The sequence below is a fragment of the Stenotrophomonas sp. NY11291 genome (assembly GCF_023277365.1).
Classification (GTDB): domain Bacteria; phylum Pseudomonadota; class Gammaproteobacteria; order Xanthomonadales; family Xanthomonadaceae; genus Stenotrophomonas; species Stenotrophomonas geniculata.
Genome location: NZ_CP096975.1, coordinates 1360597 through 1375196, shown reverse-complemented (window position 1 = coordinate 1375196; position 14600 = coordinate 1360597). Strand labels below are relative to the sequence as shown.

The 14600-nt window shown below is 67.2% G+C and carries 18 protein-coding genes; 4 read left to right on the top strand and 14 right to left on the bottom strand.

Features of this window, described 5'->3' with window-relative positions; translation table 11 throughout:
- Positions 1-235: 235 nt before the first annotated feature.
- Together M1L61_RS06435 and M1L61_RS06430 are read left to right on the top strand one after the other, a co-directional pair.
- Positions 236-1747, top strand: a complete 1512-nt coding sequence (locus M1L61_RS06435) for a catalase (RefSeq protein ID WP_187296457.1) — start codon at positions 236-238, stop codon at positions 1745-1747.
- Positions 1748-1855: 108 nt separating this feature from the next.
- On the top strand, positions 1856-2458 hold the full coding sequence (locus M1L61_RS06430; RefSeq protein WP_010483234.1) for a DUF937 domain-containing protein: 603 nt from the start codon (positions 1856-1858) through the stop codon (positions 2456-2458).
- Between the two features lie 72 nt (positions 2459-2530).
- On the opposite strand, the gene M1L61_RS06425 is transcribed toward M1L61_RS06430, so the two are convergent.
- From M1L61_RS06425 to M1L61_RS06415, 3 genes are all read right to left on the bottom strand, one after another.
- Positions 2531-3718: a cellulase family glycosylhydrolase gene (locus M1L61_RS06425; RefSeq protein ID WP_248854462.1), complete on the bottom strand. Its 1188-nt coding sequence runs from the start codon at positions 3716-3718 to the stop codon at positions 2531-2533.
- A 113-nt stretch (positions 3719-3831) separates the two neighbouring features.
- Entirely contained in the window at positions 3832-4239 is a 408-nt protein-coding gene (locus M1L61_RS06420) for an RNA-binding S4 domain-containing protein (protein ID WP_010483238.1), read from the bottom strand.
- Positions 4240-4248: 9 nt separating this feature from the next.
- Positions 4249-4488, bottom strand: coding sequence for a hypothetical protein (locus M1L61_RS06415; RefSeq protein ID WP_010483240.1), 240 nt, complete (start codon positions 4486-4488; stop codon positions 4249-4251).
- 62 nt (positions 4489-4550) lie between these two features.
- On the opposite strand from M1L61_RS06415, the gene M1L61_RS06410 reads away from it, so the two are divergent.
- Complete coding sequence (locus tag M1L61_RS06410; protein ID WP_043396657.1) at positions 4551-6023, top strand: MATE family efflux transporter; 1473 nt, start codon at positions 4551-4553, stop codon at positions 6021-6023.
- A gap of 74 nt (positions 6024-6097) precedes the next feature.
- On the opposite strand, the gene M1L61_RS06405 is transcribed toward M1L61_RS06410, so the two are convergent.
- The 10 genes from M1L61_RS06405 to ffh form a co-directional block, all read right to left on the bottom strand.
- On the bottom strand, positions 6098-6505 hold the full coding sequence (locus tag M1L61_RS06405; RefSeq protein WP_010483245.1) for a DUF1801 domain-containing protein: 408 nt from the start codon (positions 6503-6505) through the stop codon (positions 6098-6100).
- A gap of 38 nt (positions 6506-6543) precedes the next feature.
- Positions 6544-6978, bottom strand: a complete 435-nt coding sequence (locus tag M1L61_RS06400; protein ID WP_248854461.1) for a DUF1801 domain-containing protein — start codon at positions 6976-6978, stop codon at positions 6544-6546.
- Between the two features lie 79 nt (positions 6979-7057).
- The gene (locus tag M1L61_RS06395; protein WP_010483248.1) at positions 7058-7438 is read right to left on the bottom strand and encodes a DUF6404 family protein; all 381 of its coding nucleotides are present in this window, start codon (positions 7436-7438) and stop codon (positions 7058-7060) included.
- Between the two features lie 82 nt (positions 7439-7520).
- Complete coding sequence (gene rplS / locus M1L61_RS06390) at positions 7521-7922, bottom strand: 50S ribosomal protein L19 (protein WP_005415736.1); 402 nt, start codon at positions 7920-7922, stop codon at positions 7521-7523.
- A 154-nt stretch (positions 7923-8076) separates the two neighbouring features.
- Positions 8077-8835: a tRNA (guanosine(37)-N1)-methyltransferase TrmD gene (trmD, locus tag M1L61_RS06385; protein ID WP_248854460.1), complete on the bottom strand. Its 759-nt coding sequence runs from the start codon at positions 8833-8835 to the stop codon at positions 8077-8079.
- An 8-nt stretch (positions 8836-8843) separates the two neighbouring features.
- Positions 8844-9356 (bottom strand): ribosome maturation factor RimM, encoded by a 513-nt coding sequence (gene rimM, locus M1L61_RS06380; protein WP_248854459.1) that lies wholly within the window; start codon positions 9354-9356, stop codon positions 8844-8846.
- A gap of 44 nt (positions 9357-9400) precedes the next feature.
- Positions 9401-9661, bottom strand: a complete 261-nt coding sequence (rpsP, locus tag M1L61_RS06375) for a 30S ribosomal protein S16 (RefSeq protein ID WP_005415733.1) — start codon at positions 9659-9661, stop codon at positions 9401-9403.
- Between the two features lie 130 nt (positions 9662-9791).
- The gene (locus M1L61_RS06370; RefSeq protein WP_248854458.1) at positions 9792-10574 is read right to left on the bottom strand and encodes an aminotransferase class IV family protein; all 783 of its coding nucleotides are present in this window, start codon (positions 10572-10574) and stop codon (positions 9792-9794) included.
- Positions 10571-11647 carry a nitronate monooxygenase gene (locus M1L61_RS06365; RefSeq protein WP_248854457.1) on the bottom strand — a complete coding sequence of 359 codons (1077 nt, stop codon included), beginning with the start codon at positions 11645-11647 and terminating at the stop codon, positions 10571-10573. Before M1L61_RS06365 ends, M1L61_RS06370 begins: the two co-directional genes overlap by 4 nt.
- 144 nt (positions 11648-11791) lie before the next feature.
- Positions 11792-13168 carry a signal recognition particle protein gene (ffh, locus tag M1L61_RS06360; RefSeq protein WP_010483267.1) on the bottom strand — a complete coding sequence of 459 codons (1377 nt, stop codon included), beginning with the start codon at positions 13166-13168 and terminating at the stop codon, positions 11792-11794.
- 122 nt (positions 13169-13290) lie between these two features.
- Between ffh and ccsA the strand changes: the two genes are divergently transcribed.
- Complete coding sequence (ccsA, locus tag M1L61_RS06355) at positions 13291-14085, top strand: cytochrome c biogenesis protein CcsA (protein WP_049482736.1); 795 nt, start codon at positions 13291-13293, stop codon at positions 14083-14085.
- A 41-nt stretch (positions 14086-14126) separates the two neighbouring features.
- On the opposite strand, the gene M1L61_RS06350 is transcribed toward ccsA, so the two are convergent.
- Positions 14127-14585 carry a hypothetical protein gene (locus tag M1L61_RS06350; RefSeq protein ID WP_029379862.1) on the bottom strand — a complete coding sequence of 153 codons (459 nt, stop codon included), beginning with the start codon at positions 14583-14585 and terminating at the stop codon, positions 14127-14129.
- Between the last annotated feature and the right edge of the window lie 15 nt (positions 14586-14600).

Sequence of the window (14600 nt, the reverse complement as noted above, 5' to 3'; positions counted from 1 at the left end):
GAATCTATCAACCTGAACGAATCATTCGATTATTCATTTCATCTGGCGCTAGCTAAAGTCGAGTGAAGATGTTCCACCCCGTCTTCACCCGCAGGAGCCAGCCATGAGCCAGTCCGATAACAACAGCCCCAAATGCCCGTATCACGCCGCGCCGTCGCCTGCGGAAGGCGCCCAGCAGCAGCGCGAGCTGAGCACCACGCCGAAACAGAAGCAGGGCGATGATCCGGTGACCCCGATGACCACGGCCTTCGGCGCGCCGGTGGTGGACAACCAGAACAGCAAGACCGCCGGCCCACGCGGCCCACTGCTGATGGAAGACGTCTGGCTGCTGGAAAAGCTGGCCAACCTCAACCGCGAGATCATTCCCGAGCGTCGCATGCACGCCAAGGGCTCGGGCGCGTTCGGTACCTTCACCGTCACCCACGACATCAGCAAGTACACCCGCGCCAAGCTGTTCGAGAAGGTCGGCAAGCAGACCGAGATGTTCGCCCGCTTCACCACGGTGGCCGGCGAACGTGGCGCCGCCGATGCCGAGCGTGACATCCGCGGCTTCGCGCTGAAGTTCTACACCGAAGAAGGCAACTGGGACCTGGTCGGCAACAACACGCCGGTGTTCTTCCTGCGCGACCCGCGCAAGTTCGCTGACCTCAACAAGGCGGTCAAGCGCGATCCGCACACCAACCTGCGCAGCGCGCGCAACAACTGGGATTTCTGGACGCTGCTGCCCGAAGCCCTGCTGCAGGTGACCGTGGTGATGAGCGACCGCGGCATCCCGCGCAGCTTCCGCCACATGCACGGCTTCGGCTCGCACACCTACAGCTTCACCAACGCCGACAGCGAGCGCTTCTGGGTCAAGTTCCACTTCGTCAGCCAGCAGGGCATCGAATCGCTGACCGATGCGCAGGCACAGATCTTGGTCGGCCATGACCGCGAAAGCCACGGCCGCGACCTGTTCGCCGCGATCGAGAAGGGTGACTTCCCGAAGTGGAAGCTGTTCATCCAGGTCATGCCGGAGCTGGAGGCGGAAACCTATCGCGTGCATCCGTTCGACCTGACCAAGGTATGGCCGAAGAGCGACTACCCGCTGATCGAAGTGGGCCAGTTCGAACTGAACCGCAACCCGGTCAACTGGTACCAGGACGTGGAGCAGTCCGCGTTCGCACCGAGCAACCTGGTGCCGGGCATCGGCCCCTCGCCGGACAAGATGCTGCAGGCGCGCCTGTTCGCCTACTCCGATGCGCAGCGCTATCGCCTGGGCGTGAACCACCATCAGATTCCGGTGAACGCCGCACGCTGCCCGGTGCACAGCAACCACCGCGACGGTGCGATGCGCGTGGACGGCAACTACGGTGGCCTGCCGCACTACGAGCCGAACAGCTACGGCCAGTGGCAGGAGCAGCCGGAGTACCGCGAGCCGCCGATGAAGATCCGCGGCGACGCCGACTTCTGGAACTTCCGCGAAGACGACGCCGACTACTTCAGCCAGCCCGGTGCGCTGTTCCGCAGCTACAACCAGGCGCAGAAGGACCGCTTGTTCGCCAACACCGCCCGTGCCCTGGGCGATGCGCCGGACTTCATCAAGCAGCGCCACATCGACAACTGCAGCAAGGCCGACCCGGCCTACGGTGCCGGTGTGGCCGCGGCGCTGAAGGCGCTGGCCAGCCAGCCGTCGGATCCGTTCAAGCCGGCCCAGCCGGAAGCGGACTTCCCCACCGCCACCCCGGGCGCCGAAGACATCGAGCTCTGATCGCCCTCCCCCGTGAACGGCACGCCGCCTCCCTGCGAGGCGGCGTCGCCGTTTTAACGGTCCGCGTCGTACCTTCTGCACGCCCAACCCCAATCAAGGATCCCGCAGATGAGCCTGACCGATGAACTTCTCGCCAAGTTGCAGGGCGCCCCGCTGCAGCAGGTGTCGCAGCAGCTCGGCATCAGCGATACCCAGGCTTCCGGCGCGATCAGTGCCGCGCTGCCGGTGCTGATGGGCGCGCTGGGCAACAACGCCTCGCAGCCGCAGGGCGCGCAGGCACTGCTCGGCGCCTTGCAGAACAACCACAGTGGCCTGGACCTGGGCAGCGTGCTCGGCTCGGTGCTGGGTGGCGGCGGCGGCGGTGCCGCCAGCGATGGCGCCGGCATCCTCGGCCACATCTTCGGCGGCAGCCAGCAGAAGGTGGAAACCGGCCTGGCCCAGGCCACCCAGCTCGACAGCGGCCGCACCAGCCAGCTGCTGCAGATCCTCGCGCCGATCGTGATGGCCTTCCTTGCCCAGCGCCTCGGTGGCGGCCAGGCCGATGCCGGCTCGCTCAGCCAGGCCCTGGGCCAGGAAAAGCAGCAGGTGCAGCAACAGGGCGGTCTTGCCGGTGGCCTGCTCGGCAGCCTGCTGGACCAGGACGGTGACGGCCAGCTCGGCGTGGGCGATCTGCTCAAGATCGGCGGCAGCCTGCTGGGTGGCAAGCGCTGAACGATGCCGCCGCCGGGCGTGGCCCGGCGTGATCGGCATCTCCATGGGACGCGTCGGGCAATGCCCGGCGTCTTACCGGTTGCCCGCCTTCAACCGCTCCAGGATCGGCGCAAACACCGGTGCCTTCATCGAACGCGGCGGCGCCACGGTCTTCCCCTTCTCCTGCGCCTGCCAGTACGACCACGGCAGCGGACTGTCGCCCAGCTCGTAGTCCATGCCATCCCAGCCGTCCTCGCGGAACGCGTAGAAGGCCCAGTGCACCTTGTCCTGCTCCAGCACCTGCAGCACGTCCTGCAGGTAGCGGCCGCAGTCGGGCCAGCGCCGCATGCAGCCGAATTCGCCGACCACCATGCGGTTGGCCCTCACGCCGTGCGTCTTCGCCCAGTCCATCGGCTGCTGCAGGTAACTGCGGACCCGCGCGGCATCCCAGCGTTCGCTGTGTTCGCCAAACGGCACCACGCCTGGGTAGCGATACGGCGTGGTGCGCCTCTGGTAAGGCGCGCTGGTTGCGGCATACGGCTCATACATGTGCACGCTGTACAGCAGTTTCGAATCTGCCAGCGGCGCCGGCCAGTAGTTGAAACCGTCGGCAGCGGCGTACCAGCCGGCATCCAGCATCAACGGCATGTCCGCATCGACCGCACGGATGCTGGCGATCAGTTCCGAATAGAAGCGGCGCAGATCGCGTGGACCGTCTTCCACACCGGCGTACCACTGCTGCATGGCCGCGGCCGAGGCATGCTCGGCCAGGCCAGCACCATACTCGGGAACCGGCTCGTTGATCAGGTTGTAGGCGGCCAGTGCGGGATGGCCCTTCAATGCCGTGGCGAGGTCGCTCCAGAAGCGCCGGGCCGGCGCGTGATTGTCGAAGGACTGCCACAGGCGCGGATCGACCTTGTCGCCGTTGTGCTGCTTCCAGCGCAGCAACGGCAACGACAAAGGAGTCAGCACCACTTTCAGCCCAGCCGCGTCGGCATCATCCAGCACCCGCCGCAGCGTGGCCAGGTCGGCCGGAACCAGGCTACGGTAGTCGTCGGCGTTGCCAATCAGGAAGTCACGCCCGCCCTGCCCCTTCCACTTGTCCGGTACCAGCCGTACCCAGGTCGCACCGGTCGCGCGCAGGGCCTCGAAGTAGCTCCGGTCCGGAGGCGACATGTTCATGCTGTTGCCCCCGCGCTGCGGAGTGTCCCAGAACGTGATGTCGGCCGCGTGCAATGGCGCGGCGGCAAGCAGGGACAGGCACAACAGCATGCGATGCATGGGCAGGCTTCCAGAAAGTGGACTTCCAGCCTGCCCCGCCCTTTCCGAATGCACCGTGACTCACGCCTGCTTTCGCGCCGCGATAGGAACCATGCACCGGAATCGCCGTTCGGTCAGAGCGCGTCGATATCGCCCAACGCGCGGATCAACCGCCGCGCGCGCTTGTCCGGTTTGTGCTCTGGCGGTTGGAACCCATCGCGTGCGGCGATGCGCAGCGCACGCTGTTCGGCACGACGGGCCTTGGAGGCCTCGCTCTCGGCATACAGCTGCTGCGCCGCCGGTGCGGGCCCGCGCTGGTCGCTCAGGCCGAGCACCCGGATCTCGAAATGCTCCTCGCCGCGATCCACCTGCAGCTGCTCACCCACACGCACCGCGCGCGAGGATTTCGGACGCTGGCCCGCGACGCTGACCTTGCCGGTTTCGATGGCCTGCTTGGCTAGGCTGCGGGTCTTGAAGAAGCGGGCCGCCCACAACCAGATGTCCAGGCGGACACTGGGCGACAGCGGGGAAAGCTCGGTCATCGGCAGGGACTACTCCGTTCGCTTGTTCAGGGGACGCGGGTTGTCGGGATCGGTGCGGCAGCCGCTGCCCCCGATCAGGGTAGGTACGCCGGCGGAAAGATCCTGGCGCTGGCTGCCGACCAGGCACTCGGGGCGGTCGGTTGGCCGCACCTGGGTATCGCCCAGCCGGTCACCTGTCGAACATGCGGCCAGTGCGGCGCCGATCAAGGCCAGCGCCACGCTCCGCTTCATCTGCAGTCGTTGATGCATTGCCACATCCTGCAAACCGGCTTGGTGCTAGTGTGCGCCTCCCGGGATTCGATCACCACTCCATGGCCAAAGCGCCGATTGACCTGACCTCCGGCCCGATCGGCCGCAATCTCCTGCTGTTTTCCCTGCCGATCCTGGCAGGCAACATCGCGCAGTCGCTGAACGGTTCGGTGAATGCGGTCTGGGTCGGGCGCTTCCTCGGCGAGGCGGCACTGACCGCCACCGCGAACGCCAACAACATCATGTTCTTCCTCATCGGCTCGGTGTTCGGCTTCGGCATGGCCTCGACCATCCTGATCGGCCAGGCGATCGGCGCGCGCGACATCGCGCAGGCGCGGCGCGTGGTCGGCACCAGCGCCACCTTCTTCATCGGCCTGTCGGTAATCATCGCCATCGCCGGCTGGTTCATGGCCCATCCGCTGCTGGCGGCGATGGGCACGCCGGCCGCCTCGCTGCCGCTGGCCGAGGCCTACCTGCAGATCATCTTCCTGGCGATGCCGACGCTGTATGCGTTCGCCTTCCTCACCGCCGCGCTGCGCGGTGCCGGTGACTCGCGCACGCCGTTCCGTTTCCTGATGGTCTCGGTGGCACTGGACATCGTGCTGAACCCGGTACTGATCTTCGGCATGGGCCCGTTTCCGGCGCTGGGCATTGCCGGCTCGGCCTGGGCCACGCTGGTCGCGCAGACGCTGTCGCTGGCCGGCCTGCTGCTGTACATGCGGCACAAGCGCCACACGCTGTGGCTGGGCCGTGCCGACATGCGCCTGTTCAAGCTCGACCTGGCCATCCTCAAGGCGCTGGTGGTCAAGGGCGTACCGATGGGCCTGCAGATGGTGCTGATCTCGCTGTCGGTGATCCTGCTGATGACCATGGTCAACCAGTACGGTACCGACACCGGCGCGGGCTACGGCGCCGCGCTGCAGCTGTGGAACTACCTGCAGATGCCGGCGATGGCGATCGGCGCCGCGTGCTCGTCGATGGCCGCGCAGAACGTCGGTGCGCAGCGCTGGGACCGCGTGCGCGGCACCGCGCGCCAGGGCGTGCTGTTCAATTTCCTGCTGACCGGCGCGCTGATCCTGCCGCTGGTGGTGTTCGATCGCCAGCTGCTGGCCCTGTTCCTGCCGCCGGCCAGCCAGGCGCTGGACATCGCCCGCCACCTCAACCACGTGGTGATCGGCTCGTTCCTGTTCTTCGGCGTCAGCTTCGTGATCTCCGGCGTGGTGCGCTCCACCGGCGCGGTGATTCCGCCGCTGCTGATCCTGGCCGGTTCGCTGTGGGGCGTGCGCGTGCCGTTCGCCGAGCTGCTGCAGCCGTACTGGGGCGCCGATGCGATCTGGTGGAGCTTCCCGGTCAGTTCGCTGGTGTCGATGCTGCTGTCGCTGGCGTATTACCGCTGGGGTGGCTGGCGCAAGGCGAAGATGATGGGCAAGCCTTCGCACGCCGAAGAACTGGCCACGCCGTCGGAAATTCCGGCCTGCCCACCGTCACCGGTGGCCGACCCGGATGCCGCGCTGGATGCCACTCCGCCGCGCTGAGGTGGGTGCGGACCGTTGGTCCGCACAGGCGCGGCCCTCCAAGCCGGGCATGGGCTCGGCGCTACAGGAGGCGGTCAGCGTTTCTTCTTCGCCGCGTTGAACGCCGCCGCCGCGCGCAGCAACGCCTTCAACGCAGCGGCATTCGGCATCGCACCTTCATGGATGTCGATCGCGCGCCGCGTGTTGCCCTCCAGGCTGGCGTTGAACAGGCCTTTCGGATCGGCCAGCGCCGCCCCGTTGGCGAAGGTCAGCTTCACCGCCTGCTTGTAGGTCTCGCCGGTGCACAGGATGCCGTTGTGCTCCCACACCGGTGTACCGCGCCACTTCCAGGTTTCCTGCACGTCCGGCAGCGCTTCATGGATCAACGCACGCACGCGTGCCAGCACTTCGCCACGCCAGTCGCCCAGCTCGGCGATGCGCGCATCGATCAGTTCAGTTGCCGGGGTTCCGGCATCGGCAGGGTTCGGTGCATGCGTGGCCATCAGCAGCTCTCGTCGGGGAGGAAACCAGAACGTCGGGGTTACATGCGCTCACCGGGCAGCGCGGCGGCCTGGCGCACCCAGTCGAGGAACTGCGCTTCATCCAGCGCGCCATCCTGCGGGATGTGCAGGTAGCGCGTATCGGCACTCTTGGACGGCTCCGGCGGCACGGGCGTCAGTGCAGCGCCGCGGAAGAACGCCACCTTGATGTAGCGGGTGAAGCAATGGAAGCTGAGAAACCAGCCTTCGCCCGCAGCCACCGCATACATCGGCGAGTTCCACTTCACCGCCTTGTGCACCCCGGGTACTGCCTGTTCGATCAGCGCATCCAGCTGTTCGCCGATCGGACGTTTCCAGCCAGGCATGGCGGCAATGTACGCCTGCACCGGGGCATTGCCCTCGCCCTTGGCGATCTGCGGGTTGCCGCCGGACAGCAGCGTGGGTGTGGCGGAGGGTGCGGTTCGCTTGGCGGGCATCGCACGGCACGTCCATCGGGATGACACCGCAGCCTAGCGCGGCCTGTACCGTGCGGTCACGGCGCGGTGCGCCATCGGTTCAGTCCGCCTGCCGCGCGCGGAACTGCCGCCAGTCCGGCAGCTTGCGGTGGCGGCGCAGCGAGCGCATCAGGGCCGCCATCACCACGCCGAACAGCGCACCGGCCAACAGCCCGGCCACCAGCAACAGCGCCAGCGGGCGCTCGCTGCCCTGCCACAGCATCAGCCACATCAGCGCGGTCCAGAACAGCCCGAACAACAGGCCCTGCACCAGCGCGTTGGTGCCGAAGCCGGCCAGGATCGGCGGTGGCAGTGCGATGCCCACGCGCCACAGCAGGCGATGCAGCAACGGCGCCGATTGCACGCGTGCCAGCCCCTTGCCGTCGAGGAAGCGCAACGCCGACTGGATCACGGGCGGATAGTGCCGGTTGATGTCATTCATCACCCGATCGTGGCCGATGCGATGCCGGAAACGCAAACGGCCACCCGAAGGTGGCCGTTGCGGCAACAACCGAAGTTGTTTATCAGGCCTTGTCGGCCAGACGGGCAGCCTTGGCGGCAGCAGCGGCAGCCAGGTCTTCCTTGATGCGGGCAGCCTTGCCTTCCAGGCCACGCAGGTAGTACAGCTTGCCGGCGCGGACCTTACCACGACGCTTCACTTCGACCGAGTCGATGATGGCGCTGTGGGTCTGGAACACGCGCTCGACGCCGTAGCCGTGCGAGATCTTGCGGACGGTGAACGAGGAGTTCAGGCCAGCATTCTTGGTGGCGATGACAACGCCTTCGTAGGCCTGCACGCGCTCGCGGCTGCCTTCCTTCACCTTCACGTTGACGACAACGGTGTCGCCCTGGCTGAACTTCGGCAGTTCACGGGTGATCTGGGCGGATTCGAATTCCGCGACGATGGACTTGTTCAGCTTGCTCATGGGTTACACCGATTCTTGTTCGGGTGGGCGTGTCGTATCGACAACGTAGGCTCATGCAGTCACCGGACTGTGCTGCACGTTTGTTTTGGGTACTGCGCGCGCCGACCAGGGTCGACGGGAATTGGTCATGATAGCCGATAAAGCCAGCCCTGCGCTAGGGGCTGGCCTTGTGTTTCCGGACCTGGCGGGCCTGGTCCAGCAGCTTGCGGTCGGCCTTGCCCAGCGCCTGTTCATCCAGCAGGTCCGGGCGTCGCTGGGCGGTACGGACCAGCGACTGCTGGCGGCGCCAGGCCGCGATGGCCGCATGGTTGCCCGAGCGCAGCACCTCCGGCACGTCACCCAGCGGGTGCTGGGCCGGCTGGCTGTAATGCGGGCAGTCGAGCAGGCCGAGGTCGCCCTCGAAGCTGTCCTGCGCCGCCGATTCCGCGTCATTCAGGGCACCGTCCTGCAGGCGGGCCACGGCGTCGATGATGACCGCCGCGCCCAGCTCGCCACCGGACAGCACATAGTCGCCGAGGGAAATCTCCTCGTCGACATTGGCTTCCAGGAAACGCTCGTCGATGCCCTCGTAGCGGCCGCAGAGCAGGACCATGCGCGGCAGGGCCGCTAGTTCCCGCACCTTGGCCTGGGTCAACGGCGCCCCCTGCGGGCTGAGGTAGATCACCCGTGCTGGCGTCGTATCAGCATCGCGGATCGCCTGCAGGCAGGCCTGCAGCGGCTCGATCAGCATCACCATGCCCGGGCCACCACCGAACGGACGATCGTCCACCCGGCGGTAGTTGCCTTCGGCGTAATCACGGGGGTTCCAGCCATGCAGGCTGAACAACCCCTTCTCCTGCGCGCGCCCGACCACGCCCAATCCGGCGGACTGGGCGAGGAACTCGGGAAACAGGGTGATGACGTCGAAACGCATGCTCACACTCAGAACTCGGGATCCCAGTCGACCACGACCAGGTTGGCCTCGAAGTCGACCGATTTGACGAAGTCCGGCTGCACGAACGGAATCATCCGCTCGCGGTCACCCCGGACCACCACCACGTCGTTGGCGCCGGTGCTGAACAGATGCGAGACCTGGCCCAGGGCAACGCCCTCGGTGGTCTTCACATCCAGGCCTTCCAGGTCCACCCAGTAGTACTCGTCCGGCTTCGGCGGCGGCAATGCACTGCGGGCCACGTAGATCTCGGTGCCGTGCATCGCTTCGACGGTATCGCGGTCCTCGACGCCGGGAAAACGGGCGACCAGGTGCTTGCCGCTGTCGCGGCCGCGTACACCTTCAATCGTGGTTTCCACGCCGGACGCGCTGCGCACGATCCACGGCTGGTAACGGAAAATGGCGGAACGTGGCTCGGTCCAGGACTCGAGCTTGATCTCGCCGCGCACACCAAAAGCGCCGACAACCCTGCCCAGCAGGATGCGGCGCTCGATATCTTTCATCTGCTTCAACCAAGAGGGCCACGCCGAAGCGTGGCCCGTCAGGATCAGGCCGCAGCGGCCTGGGACTTGGTCGCTTCCTTGATCAGGTTGCGGACCTTGTCGGTCGGCTGGGCGCCGTTCTTGACCCAATGGTCAACGCGGGCCAGGTCCAGCTCGATGCGCTTCTCGGCGCCCTGGGCGACCGGGTTGTAGAAGCCAACGCGCTCGATGTTGCGGCCGTCGCGCGCGCTGCGCACGTCGGTCACGATGATGTGGTAGAACGGACGCTTCTTGGCGCCGCCGCGGGTCAGTCGAATCTTGACCATGGTGTTTTTCCTATTGCCCAGTCGCCAGGATGGCGAGGTAAGCGGGCGATTATAGCGGCAGAGCCCGGCCGAGCCAACCCCATGGGTGACCAGCCTTCACGGTAGTGCTGGGCCATGCCCGGCGGGCTTTTCACCCCAAACCGTCCCAAGCCACCGCCGCAAGCACCGCTCTGCCCTGTTCAGCCAGTGCCTGCGAGCCGGGCAGGACATGCCCGTCGATGGCCTCCAGCGCCCACAGACCGCTGGCGTTGCAGGCAAAAGCAGCTTTCACGCCGGCCATATCCGCCAGCCGCAATGGCTGCGTGGCCTGCGCCCCCGGCCAATGCTGCTTCAGCAGCGCCTCGGCGGTCCCGCGCAGGGCCGGCGCCTGCGGCCAGAGCAGCCGTTCACCATCGTGCACGGCCAGGTTCCAGGTGCTGCCTTCACTCATTTCGCCATCGACGGTCACGAACAGCACATCGTCGAATCCTTCCGCCATCGCCGCGCGGCGCTCGGCGAACAGGCCGAAGGTGCCCACATGCTTGATCTGCGGCAGTTCACGCTGCCAGGCCACGCTGCGCACACGCTTGGAGGCGGTCAGCGTCACCGGCGCGGACGCCGCCACCAGCACGTCCACGGGCACCGCCGCCAGCGGATTGCGGAAATCGAAGTGGCGCGAATACACCGTCACCCGCAACGAGGCATCGCCCTGCCCCGCTTGCCGCAGCGCCTGCACCATCCAAGCCCGCACCTGCGCTATATCCAGCTCGCTACCGAACAGCTCGCGCGTGGCATGCGACAGCCGCGCCAGATGCAGGTCCAGTCCCTGCACCGCGTGGTCGCGCACCTGCAGCGAGGTGAAGTGGCCGTAGTTGACGAGCGCCGGCAGCAGATCCTCCACCTGCGCCGGCTGGCCGTTGCAGGTCAGCGTCATCGCAGCAGTGCCTGCGCCTGGCTCCACATGCCGCGCAGCACGTCTGCGGCCGGCTGTCCCGGCGCCATCCATGCCGACTGCCCGGCCCAGGCCTGCATCGCGGCCAGGCGGTTTTCCTGCACGGCCTGCCTGCGCATCGGCGCGGTCAGGCCGCGCTGCACCGGGTACGGACGCGGCGCCGGGGCGCCTTCTGCGGCGGCGGCGCGCACGTAGGGTGTCGCCAGACCACGGCCCAGACGACCGCTGAAGGCACGGGTCGGCCAGGTGTCTTCCGGTTCGCTGGCGGCCAGCCCATCGGCCCACGCCGAGGCGATCGCCGCTTCCGGCGTGCGCAGGAACGCGGTGCCGATCTGCACGGCGCTGGCGCCCAAGGTGAGTGCGGCGGCGATACCACGGCCATCGGCGATGCCGCCGGCGGCAATCACCGGAATGTGCAGGTGATCGGCCAGCCGTGGCAGCAGCGCGAACAGGCCGACCAGCTGGCGCTCGGCCATCGCCGGATCGAACGCACCGCGATGCCCACCCGCTTCCACGCCCTGCGCCACCACGGCATCGGCGCCGGCGTCCTGGGCAGCGCGTGCTTCAGACAACGTGGTCGCGCACGCGATCCAGGCGATGCCGGCGTCCTTCAGCTGCTGCACGTGGCGCGGCAGCAGCACACCCATGATGGTCGAGGCCACCGCAGGACGCGCCGCCAGCAGCGCGGCGAACTGTTCTTCGAAGTCGGCGGGCGTGGCATCGGCGGCGCTGGCCGGCACGTCCGGGCCCCACTGCGCGAGGAAGGCGCGGCTGGCGGCCTCGGCGGCAACGTCACGGGTCGGCACGGGGTCAGGCACCCACAGGTTCACCTGTGCCGGGCCGGTGGAGGTCGCGCGGAAGTCCTCCATCCAGCGACCGATATCGGCAGATGACGACAGCACCGCGCCCATCGCCCCCATGCTGCCGGCATTGGCCAACGCGGCCGACAACGGCACCGGACAGGCGCCTGCCATCGGTGCCAGCAGGATCGGAACGGAAACGTCAAAGCGCCGGCAGAACGCCTCGACGCGGGAAGATACAGCGGAACTCTGCATGACGGCCCATCGTTTCGGACAGGCCCCCATGGTGCGCGCAGGGCGGGGGTAGAGTCGAGCCTGCCCGGCGGCTTGTTGCGTCGCCTGCGCGCCGCCGCCCGAGCACAGGCTCGAGCGCTACATCAGACTGCGACCGGGCCGTCATCAACGGAACGGCATGCCGCGGCCGCCCATGGCGCCCATCATGCCCTTCATGCTGCGCAACATGCCCTTCATGCCGCCGCCAGCCATCTTGCTCATCATCTTTTCCATCTGCATGTACTGCTTCATCAGCTTGTTGACGTCGGCCGGGGTCACGCCCGAGCCCTTGGCGATGCGCGCGCGGCGCGAGCCGTTGAGCAGGTTCGGATTGCGCCGTTCCTTCTTGGTCATCGAGTTGATGATGGCGATCATGCGCGGCACTTCCTTGCCCTGGCTGACCTGCTGCTTCAGATGGTCGGGGATGTTGCCCAGGCCCGGCAGCTTGTCCATCAGGCCGCCGATGCCGCCCATGTTCTGCATCTGCTCGAGCTGGTCACGCATGTCGTTCAGGTCGAACTTCTTGCCCTTGGCGACCTTCTCGGCCAGCTTGGCGGCCTTGTCCTTGTCGACCTGCTGTTCGACCTGCTCGACCAGCGACAGCACATCGCCCATGTCGAGGATGCGGCTGGCGATGCGGTCCGGGTGGAACACGTCCAGGCCTTCCGGCTTTTCGCTGACACCGACGAACTTGATCGGCTTGCCGGTGATGTAGCGCACGCTCAGCGCGGCACCGCCGCGGGCGTCGCCGTCGGTCTTGGTCAGCACCACGCCGGTCAGCGGCAGCGCATCGCCGAAGGCCTTCGCGGTGTTGGCTGCGTCCTGGCCGGTCATGGCGTCGACCACGAACAGGGTTTCGGCCGGGTTCACCGCCGCGTGCAGGGCCTTGATCTCGGCCATCATCGCTTCGTCGATGGCCAGGCGGCCGGCGGTATCGACCAGCAGCACGTCGACGAACGACTTGCGTGCATCGTCGATGGCGGCGCGCACGATGGCTTCCGGCTTCTGGTCGGCGCTGGACGGGAAGAACAGCACGCCGACCTGCTCGGCCAGGGTCTTCAGCTGCTCGATCGCGGCCGGACGATAAACGTCGGCCGACACCACCATCACCTTCTTCTTGCGCTTTTCCTTCAGGTGCTTGGCCAGCTTGCCCACCGTGGTGGTCTTGCCGGCACCCTGCAGGCCTGCCATCAGAATGATGGCCGGGGCCGGGACATTCAGGTTCAGGTCGCTGGCTTCAGCCCCCATCACCGCGGTCAGCTCGTCGCGCACGACCTTGATCAGGGCCTGGCCCGGGGTCAGCGACTTCAGCACTTCCTGGCCGACCGCGCGCACCTTGATGCGCTCGATCAGGGCCTGTACCACCGGCAGCGCAACGTCGGCTTCAAGCAGCGCGATGCGCACTTCGCGGGTCGCCTCGCGGATGTTCTCCTCGGTCAGGCGGCCGCGGCCACGCAGGCGCTCGATGGTGCCGGAAAGGCGCTGGGTCAGGGACTCGAACATGCGGCGCAACCTGTCTGAAAGCGGGGGACAATAAGGCAGACAGTATAACGGGTCCGCTCACCTCCCCGGACTGCGACCACGGGGCCGTCGCCACTATCGCAGGGGTATGCGAAACTGCAACGATGACAATCGTTCTCATCGCCGTCCTGCTCTACCTGGCTGCCAGTGCCCTGCTGGTGTGCGCGCTCGGCCGCGATGAAAGCACCGGTTCCCCCATCTGGCTGTGGCCCGCCCTGCCGGCGATGCTGCTGCATGGCGGCTACCACGTGATGGTGGCGATGCGTACCAACGGCGGGCCGGACATGCACTTCTTCGCCGCGCTGTCGCTGGTCGGACTGGGCATGGCCTGGCTGACCTCGCTGGTCGGCGCGCGCGGGCGGATGTCGGCACTGGGCGTGGTTGTGTTCCCGCTGGCCGCAGTACTGCTGCTGGCCTACCACGGCTACGGCCACGAACCGAGCAAGGTGCTGGGCTGGCGCCTGGCCAGCCACGCCTGGCTGGCGCTGCTGGCCTACGCCACGCTGAGCATCGCCGCGCTGCTGGCGATCATGCTGTGGCTGCAGGAGCGCGCACTGCGCCGCCGCGAGTTCCGCCCGTGGCTGCGGGCGCTGCCGCCGCTGGCCGACCTGGAATCGCTGTTGTTCCGGGTCATCACCGTCGGCTTCGCGCTGCTGACCCTGACCCTGGTCACAGGTGTGCTGTTCGTCGACGACCTGCTGGCACAGAAGCTGGTGCACAAGACCGTGCTGAGCGTGCTGTCGTGGATCGTGTTCGGCGTGCTGCTGATCGGCCGCCGCCGCTATGGCTGGCGAGGCATGAAGGCGGTGCACTGGACGCTGGCGGCGATGCTGTTGCTGCTGCTGGCGTTCTTCGGCAGCCAGTTCGTGATCGAACTGGTGTTCGGGCATTCGCGATAGGCGGTGTGCCGACCAACGGTCGGCACCCACCGGCGCTAACGTCAAGGCTGGGCCAGGATCTTCCGCACCGAACGGCCGCTGTTGGTGAGGATGTCATCGACCTGCCAGCAGCCCTGCCCCTGGCGCACCATCGGTAGACGGGTCACGTAGGCCTTCTTCCAAACCGAATAGCGCATCTCGACCTCGCCGGCGGTGGCCGACGCCTCTTGCCAGCTGTAACGCACCGGGGTTTCGATGTCGCCGTCCTGCGCGTCCAGCCACGGATCGGAATCGATCGTGCAGATGCCCTCTTCGCGCTGCTGGCAGGCGCGCTCGCCGCGCAGGGCCTTGCCGAAGGCCGGGCTGACCAGCGCGGGCGGCGGTTCCAGCAGGTCGCCATCGGCCGTCGTCGCCTCGTAGAACGCGCGGGCCACAGCTGCCGGTTCCTGGCAGGCGGGCGCGGCCTGTGCTGCTGGCGCCAGCAGCAGGCCGGCAATCATCAACATCCCTGTCTTTCGCATGTCCAATCCCTTTGG

Coding starts and splice junctions, on each gene's coding strand:
- M1L61_RS06435 (WP_187296457.1), top strand. CDS start 236: ATGACCACGGCCTTCGGCGCGCCGGTGGTGGACAACCAGAACAGCAAG.
- M1L61_RS06430 (WP_010483234.1), top strand. CDS start 1,856: ATGAGCCTGACCGATGAACTTCTCGCCAAGTTGCAGGGCGCCCCGCTG.
- M1L61_RS06425 (WP_248854462.1), bottom strand. CDS start 3,718: ATGCATCGCATGCTGTTGTGCCTGTCCCTGCTTGCCGCCGCGCCATTG.
- M1L61_RS06420 (WP_010483238.1), bottom strand. CDS start 4,239: ATGACCGAGCTTTCCCCGCTGTCGCCCAGTGTCCGCCTGGACATCTGG.
- M1L61_RS06415 (WP_010483240.1), bottom strand. CDS start 4,488: ATGCATCAACGACTGCAGATGAAGCGGAGCGTGGCGCTGGCCTTGATC.
- M1L61_RS06410 (WP_043396657.1), top strand. CDS start 4,551: ATGGCCAAAGCGCCGATTGACCTGACCTCCGGCCCGATCGGCCGCAAT.
- M1L61_RS06405 (WP_010483245.1), bottom strand. CDS start 6,505: ATGGCCACGCATGCACCGAACCCTGCCGATGCCGGAACCCCGGCAACT.
- M1L61_RS06400 (WP_248854461.1), bottom strand. CDS start 6,978: ATGCCCGCCAAGCGAACCGCACCCTCCGCCACACCCACGCTGCTGTCC.
- M1L61_RS06395 (WP_010483248.1), bottom strand. CDS start 7,438: ATGAATGACATCAACCGGCACTATCCGCCCGTGATCCAGTCGGCGTTG.
- rplS (WP_005415736.1), bottom strand. CDS start 7,922: ATGAGCAAGCTGAACAAGTCCATCGTCGCGGAATTCGAATCCGCCCAG.
- trmD (WP_248854460.1), bottom strand. CDS start 8,835: ATGCGTTTCGACGTCATCACCCTGTTTCCCGAGTTCCTCGCCCAGTCC.
- rimM (WP_248854459.1), bottom strand. CDS start 9,356: ATGAAAGATATCGAGCGCCGCATCCTGCTGGGCAGGGTTGTCGGCGCT.
- rpsP (WP_005415733.1), bottom strand. CDS start 9,661: ATGGTCAAGATTCGACTGACCCGCGGCGGCGCCAAGAAGCGTCCGTTC.
- M1L61_RS06370 (WP_248854458.1), bottom strand. CDS start 10,574: ATGACGCTGACCTGCAACGGCCAGCCGGCGCAGGTGGAGGATCTGCTG.
- M1L61_RS06365 (WP_248854457.1), bottom strand. CDS start 11,647: ATGCAGAGTTCCGCTGTATCTTCCCGCGTCGAGGCGTTCTGCCGGCGC.
- ffh (WP_010483267.1), bottom strand. CDS start 13,168: ATGTTCGAGTCCCTGACCCAGCGCCTTTCCGGCACCATCGAGCGCCTG.
- ccsA (WP_049482736.1), top strand. CDS start 13,291: ATGACAATCGTTCTCATCGCCGTCCTGCTCTACCTGGCTGCCAGTGCC.
- M1L61_RS06350 (WP_029379862.1), bottom strand. CDS start 14,585: ATGCGAAAGACAGGGATGTTGATGATTGCCGGCCTGCTGCTGGCGCCA.